The 21,725-nt window shown below is 62.5% G+C and carries 19 protein-coding genes; 8 read left to right on the top strand and 11 right to left on the bottom strand.

Translation table 11 applies throughout. The annotated features are described in order from the left end of the window. Window positions 1-292 precede the first annotated feature (292 nt). The 9 genes from glpK to AC0JZ4_RS08220 form a co-directional block, all read right to left on the bottom strand. On the bottom strand, window positions 293-1,786 hold the full coding sequence (gene glpK / locus AC0JZ4_RS08180) for a glycerol kinase GlpK (RefSeq protein ID WP_471885886.1): 1,494 nt from the start codon (window positions 1,784-1,786) through the stop codon (window positions 293-295). 185 nt (window positions 1,787-1,971) lie between these two features. Beyond that, entirely contained in the window at window positions 1,972-3,693 is a 1,722-nt protein-coding gene (locus AC0JZ4_RS08185) for an ABC transporter substrate-binding protein (RefSeq protein WP_471885887.1), read from the bottom strand. Between the two features lie 88 nt (window positions 3,694-3,781). Further along, entirely contained in the window at window positions 3,782-4,063 is a 282-nt protein-coding gene (locus tag AC0JZ4_RS08190; protein WP_471885888.1) for a DUF2160 domain-containing protein, read from the bottom strand. A 13-nt stretch (window positions 4,064-4,076) separates the two neighbouring features. Beyond that, window positions 4,077-4,895 carry a carbohydrate ABC transporter permease gene (locus AC0JZ4_RS08195; protein ID WP_471885889.1) on the bottom strand — a complete coding sequence of 273 codons (819 nt, stop codon included), beginning with the start codon at window positions 4,893-4,895 and terminating at the stop codon, window positions 4,077-4,079. A 13-nt stretch (window positions 4,896-4,908) separates the two neighbouring features. Next, the gene (locus AC0JZ4_RS08200) at window positions 4,909-5,778 is read right to left on the bottom strand and encodes a carbohydrate ABC transporter permease (protein ID WP_471885890.1); all 870 of its coding nucleotides are present in this window, start codon (window positions 5,776-5,778) and stop codon (window positions 4,909-4,911) included. A 2-nt stretch (window positions 5,779-5,780) separates the two neighbouring features. Beyond that, window positions 5,781-6,866 (bottom strand): ABC transporter ATP-binding protein, encoded by a 1,086-nt coding sequence (locus tag AC0JZ4_RS08205; RefSeq protein ID WP_471885891.1) that lies wholly within the window; start codon window positions 6,864-6,866, stop codon window positions 5,781-5,783. 13 nt (window positions 6,867-6,879) lie between these two features. Continuing rightward, complete coding sequence (locus tag AC0JZ4_RS08210; RefSeq protein ID WP_471885892.1) at window positions 6,880-7,962, bottom strand: ABC transporter ATP-binding protein; 1,083 nt, start codon at window positions 7,960-7,962, stop codon at window positions 6,880-6,882. 52 nt (window positions 7,963-8,014) lie between these two features. Beyond that, a complete protein-coding gene (gene glpD / locus AC0JZ4_RS08215) occupies window positions 8,015-9,526 on the bottom strand; it encodes a glycerol-3-phosphate dehydrogenase (RefSeq protein WP_471885893.1) in 1,512 nt (503 codons plus the stop codon). A gap of 142 nt (window positions 9,527-9,668) precedes the next feature. Next, complete coding sequence (locus tag AC0JZ4_RS08220) at window positions 9,669-10,430, bottom strand: DeoR/GlpR family DNA-binding transcription regulator (RefSeq protein ID WP_471885894.1); 762 nt, start codon at window positions 10,428-10,430, stop codon at window positions 9,669-9,671. Between the two features lie 202 nt (window positions 10,431-10,632). On the opposite strand from AC0JZ4_RS08220, the gene AC0JZ4_RS08225 reads away from it, so the two are divergent. After that, window positions 10,633-11,532, top strand: a complete 900-nt coding sequence (locus tag AC0JZ4_RS08225; protein ID WP_471885895.1) for a LysR substrate-binding domain-containing protein — start codon at window positions 10,633-10,635, stop codon at window positions 11,530-11,532. Here the strand turns inward: AC0JZ4_RS08225 and AC0JZ4_RS08230 are convergent. Further along, a complete protein-coding gene (locus AC0JZ4_RS08230) occupies window positions 11,529-12,428 on the bottom strand; it encodes a LysR family transcriptional regulator (RefSeq protein ID WP_471885896.1) in 900 nt (299 codons plus the stop codon). The genes AC0JZ4_RS08225 and AC0JZ4_RS08230 overlap by 4 nt on opposite strands. A gap of 147 nt (window positions 12,429-12,575) precedes the next feature. Here AC0JZ4_RS08230 and AC0JZ4_RS08235 point away from each other — a divergent pair, with 147 nt between their 5' ends. Beyond that, entirely contained in the window at window positions 12,576-13,733 is a 1,158-nt protein-coding gene (locus AC0JZ4_RS08235; RefSeq protein WP_471887840.1) for an L-talarate/galactarate dehydratase, read from the top strand. Between the two features lie 49 nt (window positions 13,734-13,782). Here AC0JZ4_RS08235 and AC0JZ4_RS08240 read toward each other — a convergent pair whose 3' ends face one another. Next, window positions 13,783-14,808, bottom strand: coding sequence for a LacI family DNA-binding transcriptional regulator (locus AC0JZ4_RS08240; RefSeq protein ID WP_471885897.1), 1,026 nt, complete (start codon window positions 14,806-14,808; stop codon window positions 13,783-13,785). Window positions 14,809-15,046: 238 nt separating this feature from the next. On the opposite strand from AC0JZ4_RS08240, the gene AC0JZ4_RS08245 reads away from it, so the two are divergent. The 6 genes from AC0JZ4_RS08245 (at window position 15,047) to AC0JZ4_RS08270 (ending at window position 21,545) form a co-directional block, all read left to right on the top strand. Then, entirely contained in the window at window positions 15,047-16,027 is a 981-nt protein-coding gene (locus AC0JZ4_RS08245; RefSeq protein WP_471885898.1) for a Bug family tripartite tricarboxylate transporter substrate binding protein, read from the top strand. 62 nt (window positions 16,028-16,089) lie between these two features. Further along, window positions 16,090-16,569, top strand: coding sequence for a tripartite tricarboxylate transporter TctB family protein (locus AC0JZ4_RS08250; RefSeq protein ID WP_471885899.1), 480 nt, complete (start codon window positions 16,090-16,092; stop codon window positions 16,567-16,569). Between the two features lie 54 nt (window positions 16,570-16,623). Then, window positions 16,624-18,123 (top strand): tripartite tricarboxylate transporter permease, encoded by a 1,500-nt coding sequence (locus AC0JZ4_RS08255; protein WP_471885900.1) that lies wholly within the window; start codon window positions 16,624-16,626, stop codon window positions 18,121-18,123. Window positions 18,124-18,130: 7 nt separating this feature from the next. Then, window positions 18,131-19,033: a dihydrodipicolinate synthase family protein gene (locus AC0JZ4_RS08260; RefSeq protein WP_471885901.1), complete on the top strand. Its 903-nt coding sequence runs from the start codon at window positions 18,131-18,133 to the stop codon at window positions 19,031-19,033. Window positions 19,034-19,074: 41 nt separating this feature from the next. Further along, a complete protein-coding gene (araD, locus tag AC0JZ4_RS08265; RefSeq protein WP_471885902.1) occupies window positions 19,075-20,814 on the top strand; it encodes an L-arabinonate dehydratase in 1,740 nt (579 codons plus the stop codon). Between the two features lie 20 nt (window positions 20,815-20,834). Beyond that, complete coding sequence (locus tag AC0JZ4_RS08270) at window positions 20,835-21,545, top strand: ribonuclease activity regulator RraA (protein ID WP_471885903.1); 711 nt, start codon at window positions 20,835-20,837, stop codon at window positions 21,543-21,545. Window positions 21,546-21,725: the final 180 nt, after the last annotated feature.

Consider the following 21,725-nt stretch of genomic DNA (forward strand, 5'->3'; position numbering starts at 1 on the left):
ACGGCAGGGCGGCGATGAGGATTTGAGTGGGTGGCTCGCTATCATACAACGCCAGACGAAACTGGCGACGTGATGCCGGTATTGTCGACGGCCGGTGATGGAATTACCTGCCAGGCATCAGCGTCCAGACGGGGTTCAGAAAAGTCATTTTAAACAGAGGCTTATATGTGATCTGATGCTCCGCCGGCTCATATTCCAGCGGAGCGGGGACGTTACAGGTTCCCGTGTCATCGGGCCCCGCGGCCGGAAAAGCCAACCGACAATATAAAAAACCAGAAGTCTGTCGCCGCGCTCAGCGGTTACTCAGGCAACGTCTGACGCTGTCCTGCCAGCCAGCGATCGCAGTCTTGCGCTCCCCGTCAGCCATCTCCGGTTCAAATCGCGTGTCGCGTTTCCAGCGCGCGGCGAAGCCCTTTGCATCCGGCCAGACGCCGGCTCTGGAGCCGGCGAGCCATGCGGCGCCGAGTGCCGTCGTCTCCAGCAGTTCGGGGCGGTCGACGGGGGCGGCGAGGATGTCGGAGAGGCGTTGCATCGTCCAGTTGGAGGCGACCATGCCGCCATCGACGCGCAGCACGGTGGTGGCGCCATGGCCGGTCCAGTCCTTCTTCATCGCTTCGAGCAGATCATGGGTCTGGAAGGCGACGCTTTCGAGTGCTGCGCGGGCAAATTCCGCCGGGCCGCTGCTGCGGGTCAAACCGAAGATCGCACCGCGCGCCTCCGCATCCCAGTAAGGGGCGCCAAGCCCGGTGAAGGCGGGAACCATGTAGAGGCGCTGGTTGGGGTCGGCCTTTCGGGCAAGCGCGCCGACTTCGGATGCAACCTTGATGAAGCCGAGCTCGTCGCGCAGCCACTGGACGGCGGCGCCGGCGATGAAGATCGAGCCTTCGAGCGCGTAGGTCGTGACGCCGTCGAGGCGGTAGGCGATGGTGGTCAAGAGGCGGTTGGACGAGGTGACGCGGTCCGTACCGGTGTTCAACAGCGCGAAACAGCCGGTGCCGTAGGTGGATTTGAGCATGCCGGGTTCGAAGCAGGCATTGCCGATGACGGCGGCCTGCTGATCGCCGGCGACACCGAGGATCGGGATTTCTGCGCCAAAGAGCGAGGCGTCGGTGATGCCGAAATCGGCGGCGCAATCCTTGACCTGCGGCAGCATGGCTTTGGGGATGTCGAGAATGTTCAAAAGCTCGTCGTCCCAGGCGTTCTCGCCGATATTGTAGACCAATGTGCGCGAGGCGTTGGTAGCGTCGGTGACGTGTTCCATACCGCCGGTGAGCTTGTAGATCAGCCAGCTGTCGATCGTGCCGAAGCAGACTTCGCCCTGTTCGGCGCGGGCGCGAAGGCCCCCGACATGGTCGAGCAGCCACGCGAGCTTAGTGCCGGAAAAATAGGGGTCGAGGAGGAGGCCGGTCTTTGTCGTGAAGGTGGCTTCCAGGCCTTTTGCCTTCAGCTCCTCGCAGAGGCTCGACGTGCGGCGGTCCTGCCAGACGATCGCCGGGTGCAGTGGTTTGCCGGTCTTGCGATCCCAGACGACGACGGTTTCGCGCTGGTTGGTGATGCCGATGGCGGCGATATCGCTCGCGGTGACGCCCGCCTTGTCTATTGCCGTGCGGACCGTGGCGAGAACACTCTGCCAGATCTCATCCGGATCGTGTTCCACCCAGCCGGAAGCGGGGAAGAACTGGGTGAATTCCTGCTGGCCCAAGCCCCTGATCGCCATGTCGGCATCGAAGACGATTGCCCGGCTCGATGTCGTTCCCTGGTCGATGGCGAGGATCAAACCACCCATATGTCTTTTTCTCCCTGATGCAGTCCGATCGCGATTTTCCGCGTTTTCAGTATCGCGGTGTGACGCTATCTGTTTGTTTTGGCGCAATGAAGAGCGAAGAGGCGAATTTTTGCCCGTGGTCACTGCGAGACAGGACCGGGGCGTGACGGCACGCCCCGGCGTTTCTCATACAGGAACAGCAGTGCTTATTTCTGCCAGCTCTTCACCAGTTCGTCGTAGTTGACGGTGATCGGCTTTTCCTTCTCGTTCTCGATCTTCAGCTGCGGAGCAAGGTTGCCCTTGGAGACGGCATCCTTGTTCCAGTATTCGAGATCGTGTTCCTCGGCGAGCTTCGGTCCCATGTCGCCCTGAACGCCGGCGCGTTCGAGGCGCTGAAGCACCTTTTCCTGCTCGGCGCACAGCGAATCCATCGCTTCCTGCGCGGTCTTTGCGCCCGACGACGCGTCACCGATCGCCTGCCACCAGAGCTGCGCCAGCTTCGGATAGTCAGGGATGTTGGTGCCCGTCGGCGACCACTGGACGCGGGCCGGCGAACGGTAGAACTCGATCAGGCCGCCGAGGTTCGGGGCACGGTCGGTGAAGCTCTTGTGGTTGATCGAACTATCGCGGATGAGCGTCAGGCCGACATGGCTCTTCTTCACATCCACGGTCTTCGACACGACGAACTGCGCATAGAGCCATGCGGCCTTGGCGCGGTCGTCGGGCGTGGACTTCAGCAGCGTCCAGGAGCCGACGTCCTGATAACCGAGCTTCATGCCTTCCTTCCAGTAGACGCCGTGAGGCGACGGGGCGAAGCGCCATTTCGGCGTGCCGTCGTCGTTGACCACCGGCAGACCCTTCTTGACGAAGTCTGCCGTGAACGCCGTGTAGGTGAACATCTGCTGGGCGACCTCACCCTGGCCCGGAACCGGGCCGGATTCCGAGAAGGTCATGCCGTTGGCGGCGGCCGGCGCATAGGCCTTCATCCAGTCCAGATATTTCTGGATGGAGTAAACGGCGGCCGGGCCGTTCGTGTCACCGCCACGGGCGACGCAGGAGCCGACGGGCTGTGACTTTTCGTTGACCTTGATGCCCCATTCATCGACCGGAAGGCCGTTCGGCAGGCCCTTGTCGCCGTTGCCGGCCATGGAGAGCCAGGCATCGGTAAAGCGCCAGCCAAGCGACGGATCCTTCTTGCCATAGTCCATATGGCCATAGACCTTCTTGCCGTTCACTTCGCGGCCGGTAAAGAACTCGGCAATGTCTTCATAAGCAGACCAGTTCACCGGAACGCCGAGGTCGTAGCCGTACTTGGCCTTGAAGTCGGCCTTGTTCTTCTCGTCGTTGAACCAGTCGTAGCGGAACCAGTAGAGGTTGGCGAACTGCTGGTCGGGCAGCTGGTAGAGATCGCCATCCGGTGCGGTGGTGAATTTCAGGCCGATGAAATCCTCCAGGTCGAGGCCGGGATTGGTGACATCCTTGCCTTCGTTGGCCATCCACTTGGTCAGCGAGCGGGCCTGCTGGTAGCGCCAATGGGTGCCGATCAGGTCACTATCGTTGACGTAGGCGTCATAGACGTTCTCGCCCGACTGCATCTGCGTCTGCAGCTTTTCGACCACGTCGCCTTCGCCGATCAGGTCGTGCGTCAGCTTGATGCCGGTGATTTCGCTGAAGGCTTTTGCGAGAACCTTGGATTCATATTCATGCGTGGTGATGGTTTCCGAAACCACCTTGATATCCATGCCGGCAAAGGGTTTCGCCGCATCGATGAACCATTGCATTTCGGCTTCCTGCTCGGCGCGGGTGAGCGACGACTGGTCGCCGATTTCCGCATCGAGGAATTTCTTGGCTGCGTCCATGTCGGCCAGAGCCGAACCCGTCATTGCAAGCAGCATGACTGCCGTCGTCGTCATAAGATGCCGTCGCATATCTAGTCCTCCCGGTTGATGCGATTGCTATGCATTCGAAGTCTGTATTGGCGGCCGGACCTCCTCCCGCCGCCACATCGTCTTGGCCTCAGACGAAGCGGAATACGCCGATCGCGTAGACCACCGACAAGGCCAGAGCCCACCACAGGCTGGGGCCTCCAAGACCCAGCCATGCGAGATGAATGAAGGCGGCGCCGAGCAGCGAAACGAACAGGCGGTCGCCCCGTGTCGTCTCGAACCGCAGGATGCCGACCCGCGGGCCGCCGCCCGGCGAAAAGTATTCCCACGCACCCATCGCGGCGATGAGCGTGAAGATCACGATGAAGAAGATCGCTGTGGGCGGTGTCCAGGCCATCCATGAGAAGCTCATGTCTCTCTCCTTCTCAAACGCGGCCCAGGGCAAAGCCCTTGGCGATGTAGTTGCGGACGAAATAGATGACGAGAGCGCCCGGAATGATGGTCAGCACACCGGCCGCCGCCAGCACGCCCCAGTCCATGCCCGACGCCGAAACCGTGCGGGTCATCGTGGCTGCGATCGGCTTGGCGTCGGTCGTCGTCAAGGTGCGGGCGATCAGCAGTTCGACCCACGAGAACATGAAGCAGAAGAAGGCGGCGACGCCGATGCCCGACGCGATCAGCGGCATGAAGATCTTCACGAAGAAGCGGGGGAAGGAATAGCCGTCGATATAGGCGGTCTCGTCGATTTCCTTCGGCACTCCCGACATGAAGCCTTCGAGGATCCAGACCGCCAGCGGCACGTTGAACAGGCAGTGCGCGATGGCCACCGCGATATGGGTGTCGATCAGGCCGAAGGCGGAATAGAGCTGGAAGAAGGGCAGGGCGAAGACGGCAGGCGGCGCCATGCGGTTGGTCAAAAGCCAGAAGAACAGGTGCTTGTCGCCGAGGAACCGGTAGCGCGAGAAGGCATAGGCCGCCGGCAGCGCCACCAGAACCGAGATCACCGTGTTCATCACCACATAGAGGATCGAGTTGATATAGCCGTTATACCAGGCCGGATCGGTGAAGATGACGGTGTAGTTTCTGAGCGTCGGGTTGGTCGGCCAGAGGGTCAGCTGGCCCAAGATCTCGCTGTTGGTCTTGAAGCTCATGTTGACGAGCCAGTAGATCGGCAGGAGCAGGAAGATGATGTAGATCACCGGGATGAGGAAGCCGAAACGGGCGCCTGAGCTGTTGTTGGTCATGACGTTTTCCCCCTCACTTCTGTTCTGCATCGCTCTGCGTCATGACGGTGTAGAACACCCATGACAGCAGAAGGATGATCAGGAAGTAGATGATCGACATGGCCGCCGCCGGCCCCAGATCGAACTGGCCGATCGCCATCTTGACGAGATCGATCGACAGGAATGTCGTCGAATTGCCCGGCCCGCCGCCGGTGACGACGAAGGGTTCGGTATAGATCATGAAACTGTCCATGAACCGCAGGAGCACGGCGATCAGCAGGACGCGCTTCATCTTCGGCAGCTGGATGTAGCGGAAGACCGACCAGCGCGAGGCGCCGTCGATGCGGGCCGCCTGATAATAGGCATCGGGGATCGAGACGAGACCGGCATAGCAGAGGAGCACGACGAGGCTCGTCCAGTGCCAGACATCCATGACGATGACGGTCGCCCAGGCGTGGGTCGGGTTCTGGGTGTAGTTGTAGGAGATGCCGAGCGAGTTCAGCACATAGCCCAAGAGCCCGATATCGACGCGGCCGAAGACCTGCCAGATCGTGCCGACGACGTTCCACGGAATGAGCAGGGGCAGCGCCATCAGCACGAGGCAGACCGGCACGCCCGGTCCATGCTTGGGCATGTTGAGCGCGATCAGGATGCCGAGCGGCACTTCGATGGCAAGGATGACGGCGGAGAAGATCAGGTTGCGCCACAGCGCATCCCAGAAACGTGGCGAGGTGAGGATCTCCGTGAACCAGTCGGTGCCGGCCCAGAAGAACTGGTTGTTACCGAATGTGTCCTGAACCGAATAGTTGACCACCGTCATCAGCGGGATCACGGCGGAAAAGGCGACCAGTACGAGAACCGGCAGGACCAGAAACCAGGCTTTGTTGTTCAAGGTTTTGTCCATGGCTAAGCTCCCTGACGTCCGGTTTGACTGGCGACGCGCCAGCTATCGGCAAAGATGCCGATCGCCTGTTTTTCGAACGAGACTTTCGGATCGGCCGGGATCTCGTCATCCTCGGCGAGCACGATGGAAATCGGCTGGCCGCAGAAGGAGGCGCGGACGATCTTCTGGCGGCCTATGTCTTCCACCTTGCTGATGGTGATCGGCATGCCGTCGCGGCTCAGTCTGACGAATTCCGGGCGGATGCCGAGTTCGATACGGCCGCCGCCTTCAAGCGCCGGCGCCGTGGCGAGCGCGATCTGCTGGTCGCCGACCCGCGCCGTGGCCCCATCGATTGCGGCGGGCATGATGTTCATGCCCGGCGAGCCGATGAAATAGCCGACGAAGGTGTGGCTCGGGCGTTCGAACAGCTCGGCCGGCGTGCCGATCTGGACGATCTGGCCGTCATGCATGACGACGACCTTGTCGGCGAAGGTCAGCGCTTCCGTCTGGTCGTGAGTGACATAGACCATGGTGACGCGGGATTGCCGGTGCAAACGCTTCAGCTGCGAGCGCAGCACCCATTTCATATGCGGGTCGATGACCGTCAGCGGTTCGTCGAACAGGATGGCGTTGACGCTTGGGCGCACCAGCCCGCGGCCGAGCGAGATCTTCTGCTTCTGGTCGGCCGTCAGCCGCTGCGCCCGGCGCTTGGCCATGCCGGCGAGATCGGTCATTTCGAGGATCTCGTTGACGCGCTTTTCGACCTCGGCTTCCGGAACCTTCCGGTTGCGCAGGGGGAAGGCGAGATTGTCGAAGACGGTCATCGTGTCGTAGACGACAGGGAACTGGAAGACCTGGGCGATGTTGCGCTCCTCGGTCGAAAGCTGTGTCACGTCCTTGCCATCGAAGAGGATACGCCCGTCCGAAGGCGTGAGCAGGCCGGAGATGATGTTGAGCAGGGTGGTCTTGCCGCAGCCGGAGGGGCCGAGCAGCGCATAGGCGCCGCCATCCTCCCATTCGTGATGCACTTCCTTCAGGGCGTAATCGCCGGCGGCCTTTGCCTTGTCGCTATAGGCGTGGCGGATATGTTCGAGCGTGATGCGTGCCATGTCCCCGTCCTCCTCACGCCGCCAGCGGCGCGGCGACAAGCGCCTTGCCGGTGGATGGGTCGAATGCCATCAGGTGGCGGCTGTCGAGATGCACCTCGATCTGCCGGTCCTGCTCGATATCGTGAATGCCGTGGGCGAGCATCACCCAGCGGCGGCCGGCGAAATCGAGATGGATGAAACTTTCCGAGCCTGCGATTTCCGAGACCAGCGTGCGGGCCTTGAGCGGCGTGGTGTGACCGTTGGCAGGGTGTAGAAACAGGTGATGCGGCTGGAAAGCCAATGTTACCGGTCCATCCGGCATGGCAGCCAGATGCGCCGGCACGGGAATGACCGGTTCGCCGTCGATGAGGAAGGCATTGCCGGCGCGCGTGAGCGGGATCGTGTTGAGCGGCGGATCGGCGAAGATTTCGGCGGTAACGAGATCGGCAGGCTGACGATAGACGTCCACTGTCCTGCCGAACTGCGTCACGGCTCCCTCGTGCAGGGTTGCGGTATTGCCGCCGAGCAGCAGGGCCTCGGACGGTTCGGTCGTCGCGTAGACGAAGATCGCGCCCGACGCGGCAAAGAGTTTCGGCAGTTCCTCGCGCAATTCCTCGCGCAGCTTGTAGTCGAGGTTGGCCAGCGGCTCGTCGAGCAGGACGAGATTGGCGTTCTTGACGATGGCGCGCGCCAAGGCCGTGCGCTGCTGCTGCCCGCCCGACAGATTGAGCGGCGTGCGGTCGAGATAGGGCGAAAGCTTCAGGAGGTCGGCGGCTTTCCTGACCTCGCGGTCGATCGTGGCCTGATCCTTGCCGGCGATGCGCATCGGCGAGGCGATGTTCTCATAGACGGTCAACGCCGGGTAATTGATGAACTGCTGGTAGACCATGGCGACATTGCGCTTCTGCACCGGCACATTGGTCACGTCTTCGCCGTCGAAATGCACAGTGCCTTCGGTCGGCTTGTCGAGGCCGGCCATCAGCCGCATCAGCGACGTCTTGCCGGCGAGCGTCGGCCCGAGCAGGACGTTGAGCGTGCCCCGCCTTAATGTCAGGTCGGTCGGGCGAATATGGTACTCGCCCGCCACCGTCTTCGACACGTTGCGCAATTCCAGCATCTATACCTCGGGCCTCCCAACCCTTTGGTACCAAGCGGTTCTGTTCCAGGCCTCAGGCGGCCCGGCGAACTCCCGCCATGTACTCCTCCAGTCCTGAGGCCTCCCCGGCCGTCAGGAACAATCCCTGTTTGGTGCGGCGCCACAGCACATCCTCTGCCGTGACCGCCCATTCCTTCTCGATAAGCCAGCGGACTTCCGCTTCGTAAAGCGTGCCGCCGAAATGCCGGCCAAGACCCTCCACGGTCCCGGCCTCTCCCAGTATCGTCCTCGCATCGGTGCCATAGCACTTGATCAGCCGTGATGCGTGGCGCTGGCTGATGAACGGGCAGGCCGTCAGCAGCTTGCGTTCTTCCTCGACCGTACCCGTTGCCGGGAAATCACCGCCGGGAAGGTGGCTTTTGCCGGTCCAGGGCGCACCCTTATTGCCGATAGCCTCGCCGATCTTTTCCAGCGCATGTTCGGACAGGCGGCGATAGGTCGTCAGCTTGCCGCCGAAGACGTTGAGCAGCGGCGCGCCATCGGCTTCGTCCAGCTTCAGCACGTAATCGCGGGTCGCTTCCTGCGCTTTCGATGCACCATCGTCATAAAGCGGGCGGACGGCCGAATAGGTCCAGACGATGTCGTCCGACGTCACCGGTTCGGCGAAATACTCGCTTGCCGCCTTGCAAAGATAATCGATTTCCTCCGCGCTGATCTTAACGTCCTTCGGGTCGCCCGGATAGTCACGATCGGTGGTGCCGATCAGGGTAAAATCGGTTTCATAAGGGATGGCGAAGAAGATGCGGTTATCCGGGTTCTGGAAGAAATAGGCGCGGGCATCGTCGAACTTCTTGCGCACGATGATGTGGCTGCCCTGGACGAGGCGGACATTGTGGACGTTGTTGCGGCCGATCGCGCCGGCGAGAACCTGATCGACCCATGGGCCGCCGGCATTGACCAGCATTTTCGCACGATGGGTGATGGTGGCGCCGGACATTTCGTTGCGGGTCTCGATCAGCCATGCGCCGTTTTCGCGGCGGGCGGAGGTGACGCGTGCGCGGCTCATGATGGTCGCGCCCTTGGCTGCGGCATCGCGGGCGTTGAGGACGACCATGCGGGCGTCATCGACCCAGCCGTCGGAATATTCGAAGGCCTTGCCGAAGACGGGTTTGAGCGGCTTGCCGGCGGGGTCGGTCCTGAGATCCAACGTTTTCGTGGCAGGCAGGAGCTTGCGGCCGCCGAGATTGTCATAGAGGAACAGGCCAAGCCGGATCAGCCAGGCGGGGCGCACGCCACCCTTCTGGTAGGGCAGGACGAAGCGCAGCGGCCAGATGACATGCGGGGCCATCGCCCAGAGCACTTCACGCTCCATCAGCGCCTCGCGCACGAGGCGAAATTCGTAGTGCTCCAGATAGCGCAGGCCGCCATGGATGAGCTTGGTGGCGCCCGACGAGGTGCCGGAGGCGAAATCGTTCATCTCCGCAAGCGCGACCGAATAGCCCCGGCCCGCAGCATCGCGCGCGATGCCGCATCCGTTGATGCCGCCGCCAATCACGAAGAGATCGAAAACCGTATCGCTCGACATTGCCCCACTCACTTGCCCCGTCCGATATCCCCGGAGCTTTCGCATTGCACAATTTTACGCAGTTGCGAAACCGATATAAGTGTAATGTGAAAGAAAAACGAATGTCAAATGAAGATTGATGGAAAGCAAATTCAAGCTTGGATCAGCCGGTCTCGATCAGCCGCACTTCGCGTTCGGCGCAAATTCTTCTGATCTCTTCCGACGGACAGCGGTCGGTGATGAAGGTGTGGACCTGGCTGACATGCCCCATGCGCACGGGTGCGGTGCGCTCGAATTTCGACGCGTCGGAGACAAGGATGACATGGCGGGCATTGGCGATGATGGCCTGCGCCACCTTCACCTCGCGAAAATCGAAGTCGAGAAGCGCGCCGTCGGCATCGATTGCGGAAACGCCGATCACGGCATAATCGACCTTGAACTGACGGATGAAATCGACCGCCGCCTCGCCGACGATGCCGCCATCAGAGCCACGCACGACACCGCCGGCGATGACGACCTCGATCGATGGAAATATGCGTAACCTGTTGGCCACGTTGATGTTGTTTGTGATCACCATCAGCTCTCGGTGATCAGTCAGGGCCTCGCCGACCGCTTCCGTCGTGGTGCCGATATTGATGAAGAGCGAGGAATTGTCCGGGATAATTTCGGCCGCCGCGCGACCGATCGCCTGCTTTTCCGCCGCCGCCATGGAGCGGCGGGCCTCGTATTTGACATTCTCGTTGCCGCTCGGAAAGACCGCGCCGCCATGGATGCGGTTCAGCGCCTTGGCGTCGCAGAGGTCGTTCAGGTCCTTGCGGATGGTTTGCGGGGTGACCTGGAAATGGCTGGCGAGATCTTCCACCAGCACCCGTCCTTGCGTCTTGGCGAGCGCCAGGATCTCTTCCTGTCGACTGGTCAGGTGCATTGAACTCCCCGATTTTCGTTTTTTTGCTATTCTAGGCGAAAACGAAAATGCGGCAAGGGGCATTGAAGGCAGAGCGAAACGCCAATCGCAGCAGGCGGTGGACAAGTCAAATTTTGATGGGTATGACGAAAACGACTAGATCGATATTCAGGTCGCGCACTGTACCCGATGCCTGCTGCGCGCTCAGAAACGGCGAAGACCCATGTCCAGCAACAGGCAACTGCCTTCCACCACGGCGCTTCGGGTGCTGCTTGCGATTGCCGAGCGCGGCTCGACCAGTGCCGCTGCCGACAGCACAAATCTGACGCAGAGCGCGGTCAGCAAGCAGTTGCGGACGCTGGAGGAGCTGATCGGCAGCCCGGCCTTCGTGCGCACGCCGCGCGGGATGATCCCGACCGAGGTTGGAACCATCTATATCGAGCAGGCGCGGATCGCCCTCAAGGCGATGGAGGATGCGGCGCTTCGGGTGGCACGGCTGAAGCCCGGGCCGCGGGTGCTGCGGCTGCAGGTGCCGCCGATATTCGGCGATCGCTGGCTTTTGCCGCGCTTTGCCGAATTCACCGAGGCGCATCCCGATATCGAGGTTCAGTTTACAACCTTTGTGTCGCCCACCCAATCGGAAGTGCCGGACGGGATGTTTCGGTTCATCACCGAGCCGAAGCCTGACGAAGTGACGAATTACCTGTTCGGCCGCGATGTGCTTTTGGTCAGCGCGCCGTCCTACTGGCAGAAGCTCGGCATGCCGGAGACGATCGAGGATGTGGCGGCGGGCGTGATGCTGGAGCACCCGCAGACGGAATTTCACTGGCAGCACTTTGCCGCTGCCGGCGGCCGCGCCGATCTTTCGGTGCGCCATATCACCCGGTTCGGCTATTATACGATGGTGATCCGTGCCGCCCTTGCGGGGCAGGGGATGGCTCTCATTCCTCGCGGGCTGATGCTGGAGGATCTGGCGGCGGGGCGTCTCGTCAATCCGAACGGGCTCGGTTATCGCAGCGACTACGGGTACTGGTTCGCCCGGCCGGAAAGCTCGGCCGTCAGCCAGTCGATGCGCACTTTCGAGGCCTGGCTTCTGTCGATCGCGGCGGAAATGCGGGATTAGGCCGAGGCATCGCGGGAGGCGAGCGCGGCAATCACAGTGCGGATGTCGGCGAGAAGCGGATTGCGGTTCTGCGGGCTCCAGACGGCGTGAAGCTCAGCGATGCATTGCTCGGCAAGATCGAGCGTGCGGAAGACGACATCGTCGAAACAGGCATTGCGGGTGGCGCCCGGCACAATGGCAAGGCCGATACCGGCGCTGACCAGCGACAGGATGGCCTGCGAGTGGGTCATGTTCTGGACGATGCGCGGCGTGATGCGGCTCTCGGCCATCAGTGCCGTCAGCTTCTCATGCAGGTAACGGGCCTGGGGCGAAAACATGATGAAAGGTTCGCCGTTCAGCGTGTCGAGTGCCGGCCGGCGCCTTGACGCCAGCGGGTGCGAGCGCGGGATGGCGAGCATCATCGGCTCGCGGGCAACGCCGAGGCTCTCGAGATGATGCGGGCCGGTGAGGGGGCGTGACAGGCCAAGGTCGATATCGCCGGCATTGATAGCTTGCAGCTGTTCGGCGGTTTCCATCTGTACCAGTTCCAGCTCGATCTGCGGCGCCTGTGCCCTTGCTGCACCAATGAAGGCGGGCAGGAAGCCGTAGGTCGCGGCACCGACGAAGGCGATGCGGATCGAGCCGGCGCTGCCGCGGGCGGCCCTGCGGGTGGCCGTAACGGCGGCATCGCTTTGCGCCAGGAGTTTTTGCGCCTCGGCGAGGAAGGCGAGGCCTGCAGGGGTGAGCGTGACGCGCCGGCTGCTGCGTTCGAAAAGCGTGACGTCGAGTGTCTGTTCGAGCAGCCTGATCTGGCGGCTGAGCGGCGGCTGCGTCATGTTCAGGCGTCGCGCGGCGCGGCTGAAATTCAGCTCGGAAGCGACCGCGACGAATGATCTCACCTGTCCCAGATCCAGCATTTAGTCAATTCCAGTATCGATCTGCGTCAATAAACGATTTGGACTTAAATGGATCAGGCGCGTATTGGTCAAGCCGAGAGGGCCCTTTCTTGAGGGCGGAGAAGATGGAGGGTGGTGCCTATGGATACGCAGACCAAGACGAATGTTATGCAGAACGAGGCCGTGCAAACGGTGGTCGAGGCCGACAGCATTGCATGGATCAAGCTTTCGTCGATCTTCCTGCCTTTGAAGACGCCGATCAGCGATGCCAAGGTGCTGACCGGGCGGCAGAAGCCGTTGACGGAAGTGGCTTTCCTGTTTGCCGAGATCGAGACGAAGAACGGTCATAGCGGTATCGGCTTCAGCTATTCCAAGCGCGCCGGCGGCCCGGGGCAGTACGAGCATGCCAGGGAAATCGCGCATGTGCTGATCGGCGAGGACCCGAACGATATCGGCAAATTGTGGAACAAGCTGTGCTGGGCGGGTGCTTCGGTCGGGCGTAGCGGGCTTGCGGTGCAGGCGATCGCCGCCTTCGACGTGGCGCTGTGGGACCTGAAGGCGAAGCGGGCCGGTCTGCCACTGGCAAAGCTGCTCGGCGCGCATCGCGACAGCGTGCAGTGCTACAACACGTCCGGGGGCTTCCTGTCATCGCCTATCGAGGAAGTGCTCGACAATGTCGAAGCATCGATCGCGGCCGGCATCGGCGGTATCAAGATCAAGGTCGGGCAGCCGGACATGGCGGTCGACTTGAAACGCGTCGCGGCCGTTCATGAAAAGATCGGCGGCCGGGCGGCGATGATGGTCGACGCCAACCAGCAATGGGACCGCCCGAGCGCCATGCGTTTCGGCCGGATGATGGAACCCTATCATCTAACCTGGATCGAAGAGCCGCTCGATGCCTATGACGTCGAGGGCCATGCGGCGCTCGCCGCCCAACTCGACACGCCGATCGCGACGGGCGAGATGCTGGCGAGCGTATTGGAGCATATCGCGCTGATCCAGAACAACTCGGTCGACTTCATCCAGCCGGATGCGCCGCGGGTCGGTGGCATCACGCAGTTCCTGAAGATCTGCGCGCTGGCGGAGGCGAAGAAGCTGCAGCTTGCGCCGCATTTCGCCATGGAAATCCACCTGCATCTGGCGGCGGCCTATGAGCTGGAGCCATGGGTGGAGCATTTCGACTGGCTGGACCCGCTGTTCAACGAACGGCTCGAGATCAAGGGCGGCCGAATGCTGGTGCCGAACCGGCCGGGACTCGGGTTCACGCTGTCCGAGCAGGCCGGGCACTGGGTAAGGGGCACGGCGGAGTTCGGCAAGCGGCCCTGACATTCGGGCGTGAGCCGGTTCTGTTCGGCTCAACGTGACTTGGCTCGCCTCAGGCGGTGCCGCGGGCGACGATGTGGAATTCGATGTCGATCATCGCTTCCACATTTCCGTCGCCCTCGATCTTCCTGAGGATCGAGCGGGCGGCCTTGGTGCCGATGTCACGGCGGTCGATGCGCACCGTCGTCAGCGGCGGATGGGTGTGCGGGGCGAAATCGAAATCGCCGAAGCCGATGATGGCGAGGTCCTCCGGCATCTTGCTGCCGCGTGCGTGGGCCTCGGCCAGCGCGCCATGGGCGACGACATCCGACGAGCAGAAGACGCCGAGCGAGCCGCCTCCCTTGTCGAGAAGCTGCGCCATCGCCAGCCTTCCGTCCTTGAAGGTGGAGGGCGAATTCATTTCCAGGTCCGGCAGTTCCACCTCGGCAATCCCCTTCAACCGGTCGACGAAACCGTCGCGGCGCTGGACGGCGCGCGGGTCGTTGGCGCCGACCTGGGCGTAACGGTCGTAACCGCGGATGAGAAGATGCGAGGCCACGAGCGCGCCGACCGCCGCATGGGAAAAGCCGACGGCGGTATCGAGCGGCGAGGGGGTGGAATCCCAGATCTCGACGATCGGCAGGCCGGCGCCGGTCAGCATGGCGCGGGTTTCCTTCATATGGGTGATGCCGGTGAGGATGATGCCGTCCGGTCGGCGGGCGAGGATGGCGCGGGTCAGCTCCAGCTCGCGGCCGGCATCATAGCCCGAAAGGCCGAGCAGCAGCTGGTAACCGGCGGAAACCAGTTCGGCATTGAGGCCCTCGATGGTTTCGGCAAAGATCGTGCTGGCGACCGAGGGGACGATGGCGGCGATCAGCCGTGTGCGACGTGAAGCCAGGCCGCCGGCGAGCAGGTTCGGCACATAGCCGGTGCGGGCAATGACCTTTTCGATCGCCTCCAGCGTGCGAGGCTTGACCAGCGCCGGGGTGTTGATGGCGCGCGAGACGGTGACCGGCGAGACGCCTGCGAGCTTGGCGATATCGGCCAGCGTCACCGGGCCGCCAGTCATGATATGCTTGCTCTTGTCGTAATCGGCCATGATCACCATTCCTGTCGAAATGAGTTACGCTTTCATTTTGTGTATTATCAAGTGCCGAACTGCTAAATTTAGCACTGTACATATTAATCTATTGAATTTTATGAATTAAAATTTTGCCCGCCGCAGTTGCAGGCGAGAATTTTGAAGTTACAATGAAAGCGCTTTCATTTCTTCGTCGGAGGGTCGATGAGGTGGAGGATCTGGACCGGCAGGAGGCCGGACAAGTGGAGGAAGTATTATGAAGCTCAAGCGTTTCATGACGTTTGCGGCCGTTACGGCTGCGATCTGCGCGACCGGCATGCAGGCTGCCCATGCGCAGGATTATCCGAACAAGACAGTGACGGTTGTGGTGCCGTTCGCCGCCGGCGGAAATACAGACACGTTCGGCCGTCTGGTGGCGGAAGAGCTGGACAAGCGGCTCGGCCAGCGGTTCATCGTCGAGAACAAGCCCGGTGCCGGCGGTAATATCGGTCTCGGCGATCTCGCTCGCTCGAAGCCGGACGGCTATACGATCGGCATGGGCACGGTCAGCTCGAACGCCATCAACCAGACGCTCTACAAGACCCTGCCCTACGACAAGGAAAAGGGTTTCGCGCCGATCTCGCTGATCGCCAGCCTGCCGAACGTGCTGGTCGTCAACCCGGACAAGATCAAGGCCAACAATGTCGAGGAACTGATCGCCTTCCTGAAGACCGAGCCGGGCAAGCATACCTATGCGTCCTCGGGCGTCGGCACTTCGATCCATCTGGCGGGCGAGCTTCTGGCGACCAAGGCCGGCATCAAGATCACCCATGTACCCTACAAGGGCAGCAGCCAGGCGATCCTCGATGTCGTGGCCGGTCACGTGGACATGATGTTCGACAACATTCCGACCGCCGCCCAGCAGGTAAAGGCCGGCAAGGTGAAGGCGCTTGCGGTGACGAGCTTGGAGACGGCAGCACTCCTGCCGGACGTACCGACGATGGCGGCAACCATTCCGGGTTTCGAGGCAACCTCGTGGCACGGTCTCTTCGCCCCTCCCGGCACGCCGCCGGAAATCGTCGAGAAGCTTTCCAAGGAAGTGCAGGCGATCATTGCCGAGCCGGCAATGCAGGAAAAGCTGAAGGCGATGGGCGTGACGCCGGTCGGCAATACATCGGCCGAATTCCAGGCGTTCATCGACAAGGAAACAGCCAAGTGGGCCGACGTCATCAAGGCCGCCAACGTGCCGCTGCAGTAAGGCACCCTGCCGGCCGGGCGCGAGCTTCGGCCGGCATATCTTTCCCAAGCGAGTGACATGCCATGCTGAAAATTAGAAACGGCCGCGACTTCGTCGGCGGCGTGACGATGATCTGTGTCGGCCTCATGTTCATCTGGTTCGGCCGCGAACTCCAGGTCGGCAATTCCTTCCAGATGGGGCCGGGCTATTTCCCGACCATGCTGAGCCTGCTTCTTATGGCGATCGGTGCACTGATCATCGTCCAGTCGCTGATCGTGGAGGGTGAGGCGGGCGAGCCTGAGGCCTGGAACTGGAAGGCGTATTTCCTTGTGATCCTCGGACCGGTCGGCTTCGGTCTGCTGCTTTCCGGGCTTGGGCTGGCACCCACGATGCTGCTGCTGATCGTCGGCGTGGCAACCGCCAGCCGCTATGCCAACTGGCGGCATTCGATCCTGCTCGGGCTGTTTCTCTCGATCTGTTCGGTCGTTCTTTTCACCAAGCTTCTGGCACTTCCGGTGCAGGCCTTCGGGCCGTGGATCCCCTTTATCGGCGAGCTTTTCTAGCGGGTCATATCTCGCGCTCCTCTGCTCGACCGACGAAAACGGATTGGATTTTCTATGGATCTCTTCTCGAACCTCTGGCTCGGTGCCTCGACCGCCTTCATGCCGATGAACCTGTTTTACGGCTTCGTCGGCTGTCTGCTCGGCACCGCGATCGGTGTTCTGCCGGGGCTTGGGCCGACGGCGACGATCGCCATGCTTTTGCCGATCACCTTCGGCCTTCCGCCGGAATCGGCGCTGATCATGCTGGCCGGCATCTTTTACGGCGCGCAATACGGCGGCTCGACCACGGCGGTTCTCATCAATCTTCCGGGCGAAAGCTCTTCGGTCGTCACCGCGATCGACGGGTATCAGATGGCGCGCAACGGCCGGGCCGGGGCGGCACTTGCGACGGCGGCGCTCGGCTCGTTCTTTGCCGGCACGGTGGCGACGATCCTGCTGGCCGTTGCCGCCCCGCCGCTTGCCGCCGTGGCGCTCAATTTCGGGCCGGCGGAGTATTTTTCGCTGATGGTGCTAGGTCTCGTGGCTTCGGTGGCGCTGGCCAGCGGCTCGCTACTGAAGGCTTTCGCGATGATTGTCTTCGGGCTGATCCTCGGCACGGTGGGTACCGATGTGGAGAGCGGCACGCCGCGTTATGTCTTCGATATTCCGGAGCTCTATGACGGGCTGAATTTCGTTGCCGTCAGCATGGGCATTTTCGGGATCTGCGAAATCCTGCGCAATCTGGAAGGCGAGCATCAGCGTTCGGTCGGCGTCAAGCGCGTCACCGGGCTGATGCTGACGCGAGAGGATTTCAAGCGGATCATCGCCCCGGTGCTGCGCGGTACGGCGCTCGGCTCCTTCCTCGGTGTATTGCCGGGTGGCGGGGCGATGCTGGCCTCGTTTGCTGCCTATGCTGTCGAGAAGCGCGTTTCACCCAACCGCGCCGAATTCGGCAAAGGCGCGATCGAGGGCGTGGCAGCGCCGGAAAGCGCCAACAATGCCGGCGCACAGACCTCGTTCATTCCGATGCTGACGCTCGGCATTCCCGGCAATCCTGTCATGGCGCTGATGGTGGGGGCGATGATCATCCAGGGCATCACGCCCGGACCGAATGTGATTTCCGACGAACCGGCCCTGTTCTGGGGCATGATCGTGTCGATGTGGTCGGGCAACCTGATGCTCGTCATCCTCAACCTGCCGCTGATCGGGCTCTGGGTGCGGATGCTGACGGTGCCCTATCATCTGCTCTTCCCGGCGATCATCGGCTTCTGCTGCATCGGCGCCTACAGCATCAACAACAGCGTTTTCGACGTGTTCGTCATGGCCGGCTTCAGCGTCATCGGCTTTGCGCTTTCCAAGATGCGCTTCGAGCCGGCGCCGCTTCTGCTGGGCTTCATTCTCGGGCCGATGCTGGAGGAGAACCTTCGTCGGGCGATGCTGATCAGTCAGGGCGATCCGTCGATCTTCGTGCGCAGCCCGCTCAGCCTTTCGCTGCTGATCTTCGCGGTCGTGGTTCTGGCGCTCGTGCTGTCGCCGAGCATCAGCCGCAAGCGCGAAGAAGCGTTTACGGAATGAGGAGGCGATGATGCAGGATCTGAAAACAGCGCTGACGGGCATATCCGGCATTCTGGTGACGCCCTACGACCAGAACGGCGATATCCTGCCGCAAAGGCAGAAACCGGTCGTCGAGCGGGCGATCGCCGCCGGCGTCCATGTCATGGTCGCCAACGGGAATACCGGCGAGTTCTACGCGCTGACGCTCGACGAGGCGGAGGCCATGGTGGAGGCCTCGACCGAGCATGTGGGCGACCGGGTGCCGCTGGTGGCCGGCGTCGGGCGGGGTGTCCGCGATGCCTGCCGGCTGGCGTCGGTCTCGCGCCGGGCTGGCGCCTCGGCATTGATGATCCACCAGCCGCCGGATCCGTTTTCCTCACCGCGCGGGCTTGTCGATTACGTGCGGGCGGTGGCCGATGCGGCCGACGGACTGCCGGTCGTGCTCTATCTGCGCAACGATGCGATCGGCGTGAAGGCGATTGCCGATCTCTGCGCGATCCCTTCCGTCATCGGCGTCAAATGGGCGACGCCCAATCCTTTGAAACTGTCGGAAGCGATGTCCGCCTGCGATGCTGGGATCGTCTGGGTGGGCGGGCTTGCGGAGGTCTGGGCGCCGGCATTCTATGCGGTCGGTGCGCAAGGGTTTACCTCCGGGCTGATCAATGTCTGGCCGCAGCGATCCGTCGAGATCCACGCGGCGCTTGAGGCGGGCGACTATGCGGGCGCCAACCGGTTGATCGAGGGGATGAAGGCTTTCGAGGCGGTGCGGGCGGAGGAGATGAACGGTACGAACGTGACCGGGGTGAAGGCGGCGTTGGCGCTGATCGGCCACGATTGCGGCCCGACGCGGCCACCGTCGGCCTGGCCGCTGACGGCACCTCAGCAGGCGGCACTTTCGACTTTCATTGCAGACAACGGGATCAGCTTCTGAGGAGCCGATCGGCTGCGCCCTGCGGCGCGAGGAGTTAAGGAATGACGACGAAGAAAAAGACTTACGAGGAGCTGCGCTCGGCGCGCTGGATGATGCCGGACGACCAGCGGTCGTTCGGGCATCGGTCGCGCACCATGCAGATGGGCTATGCGCCGGAAGACTGGGAGGGCCGACCGATCATCGCGATCATCAACACATGGTCGGATGCCCAGCCCTGTCACATGCACTTTCGCGAGCGGGCGGAATGGGTTAAGCGCGGCATCCTGCAGGCGGGCGGCTTTCCGATGGAACTGCCGGCGCTGTCGCTGTCGGAAAACTTCGTCAAGCCGACGACCATGCTCTATCGCAACATGCTGGCGATGGAGACGGAGGAACTCTTGCGCTCGCACCCGATCGACGGCGCGGTGCTGATGGGCGGCTGCGACAAGACCACGCCGGGGCTGGTGATGGGTGCGGTATCGATGGGACTTCCCTTCATCTACCTGCCGGCCGGGCCGATGCTGCGTGGCAATTATGCCGGCAAGGCGCTCGGGTCGGGCACAGACGGGTTCAAATACTGGGACGAGCGGCGGGCCGGGACGATTTCCAAGGAGGAATGGCAGGGGATCGAGGGCGGTATCGCCCGCAGCTATGGCCACTGCATGACCATGGGCACGGCCTCGACCATGACGGCGATTGCCGAGGCGATGGGGCTGACGCTGCCGAATGCCTCGTCCATTCCGGCCGCCGACGCCAACCACCAGCGCATGTCGGCATCCTGTGGGCGGCGGATCGTCGAGATGGTCTGGGAAGACCTGACGCCGGACAAGGTGATCACGCCGGCTGCCGTCAACAATGCGGTGACGGTGGCCATGGCGACGGGCTGTTCGACCAATGCGATCATCCACCTGATCGCCATGGCGCGCCGCGCCGGCGTGCCGCTTGAGCTCGACGATCTCGACCGGATCGGCCGCACGACGCCGGTGATCGCCAATATTCGTCCCTCCGGCACGACATACCTGATGGAGGATTTCTTCTATGCGGGCGGGCTGCGCGCGCTGATGAAGCAGCTCGGCGACAAGCTGGATCAGAGCGCCATCACCGTGACCGGCAGGCCGCTGACGGACGGGCTGGCGGAGGTGAAGATCTACAACGAGGATGTCATCCGGCCGCTTTCCAACCCCGTCTATCACGAGGGGTCGCTGGCGGTGCTGAAGGGCAATCTCTGCCCGGATGGGGCGGTGATCAAGCCGGCAGCCTGCGATCCGAAGTTTCACAGGCATAAGGGGCCGGCGCTGGTGGCGGACAGCTATGCCGAAATGAAGACGATCATCGACGACCCGGACTATCCGCTGACGCCGGAGACGGTGCTTGTGTTGCGCAATGCCGGGCCGCAGGGCGGGCCGGGCATGCCGGAATGGGGGATGATCCCGATGCCGAAGGCGCTCTTGAAGCTGGGCCTGCGCGACATGGTGCGGATTTCCGATGCGCGCATGTCCGGCACCAGCTTCGGTGCCTGCGTGCTGCATGCCTCACCGGAAGCCTTTGTCGGCGGGCCGCTGGCGCTGTTGAAGACCGGCGACATGGTGGAGCTGGATATTCCGGCGCGCAGCCTCAACATGCTGGTTCCCGAAGAGGAGATTGCGGCGCGCAAGGCGGCATGGGTGGCGCCCGCGCCGCGCTATGAGCGCGGCTACGGCTTCATGTTCTCAAAGCATATCGAGCAGGCCGACAAGGGCTGTGATTTCGATTTCCTGAAGACCGAGTTCGGCGCCAAGGTGGCCGAGCCGGCGATCAACTGATTATGCATCTAGGAGGAACCATGAACCCCGCTACCCGTGACAAATTGATGGGCGTTTCCGTCGCGACGCTCTGCTCGGCGCTCTACAAGCGCGGCCTCAGGAACCAGACGATCCAGGACGTGCGGCCGGTTCGGCCGAAGGGCCGCAACATGGTAGGCCCGGCATTCACGCTGCGTTACATGCCGGCGCGCGAGGATCGCAATCCGATGACGGTGTTCCGCGATCCCAAACACCCGCAACGCCATGCGATCGAGACGTGCCCGGAAGGGGCGGTTCTCGTCATGGACAGCCGCAAGGATGCGCGCGCGGCATCTGCCGGCGACATCCTGATCACCCGGCTGATGGTGCGCGGCGGGGCCGGCGTGGTGACCGATGGCGGGTTTCGCGATGCGATGACGATCGGCGAGCTGGATATTCCCGCCTATCACCATCGGCCTTCCAGCCCGACCAACCTGACCCTGCACGAGGCGATCGATATCAACGTGCCGATCGGCTGCGGCGACGTGGCGGTGTTTCCGGGCGACATCATGGTGGGCGACGACGACAGCGTCATCGTCATCCCGGCGGAGATTGCCGACGAGATCGCCGATGAGGCGGTCGAGATGACGGCCTACGAGGACTTTGCCGTCGAGCGCGTGAAGGCGGGGCATACGATCATCGGGCTTTATCCGGCCACCGACGAGAACAATCTGACGCTGTTTGCCGAATGGCGTGCGGTGAACGGGCGGTAAGGGGGGCTTGCCTCGTCATCCTCAGGCTTGTCCCGAGGATCCGTAACGACCTGATCCGGTTGACTTGGTCAGATCTTCGGAGCAGCCCGAGGATGATGTCGGGTTTCGGGCCGTAGCAGCAAATATCACCCGCCGCGCTTCCGGCGGGTGTTTTCGTTTCCGGTGGGCGGCCTGCGCAGA

Source organism: [Rhizobium] kunmingense (assembly GCF_977018605.1).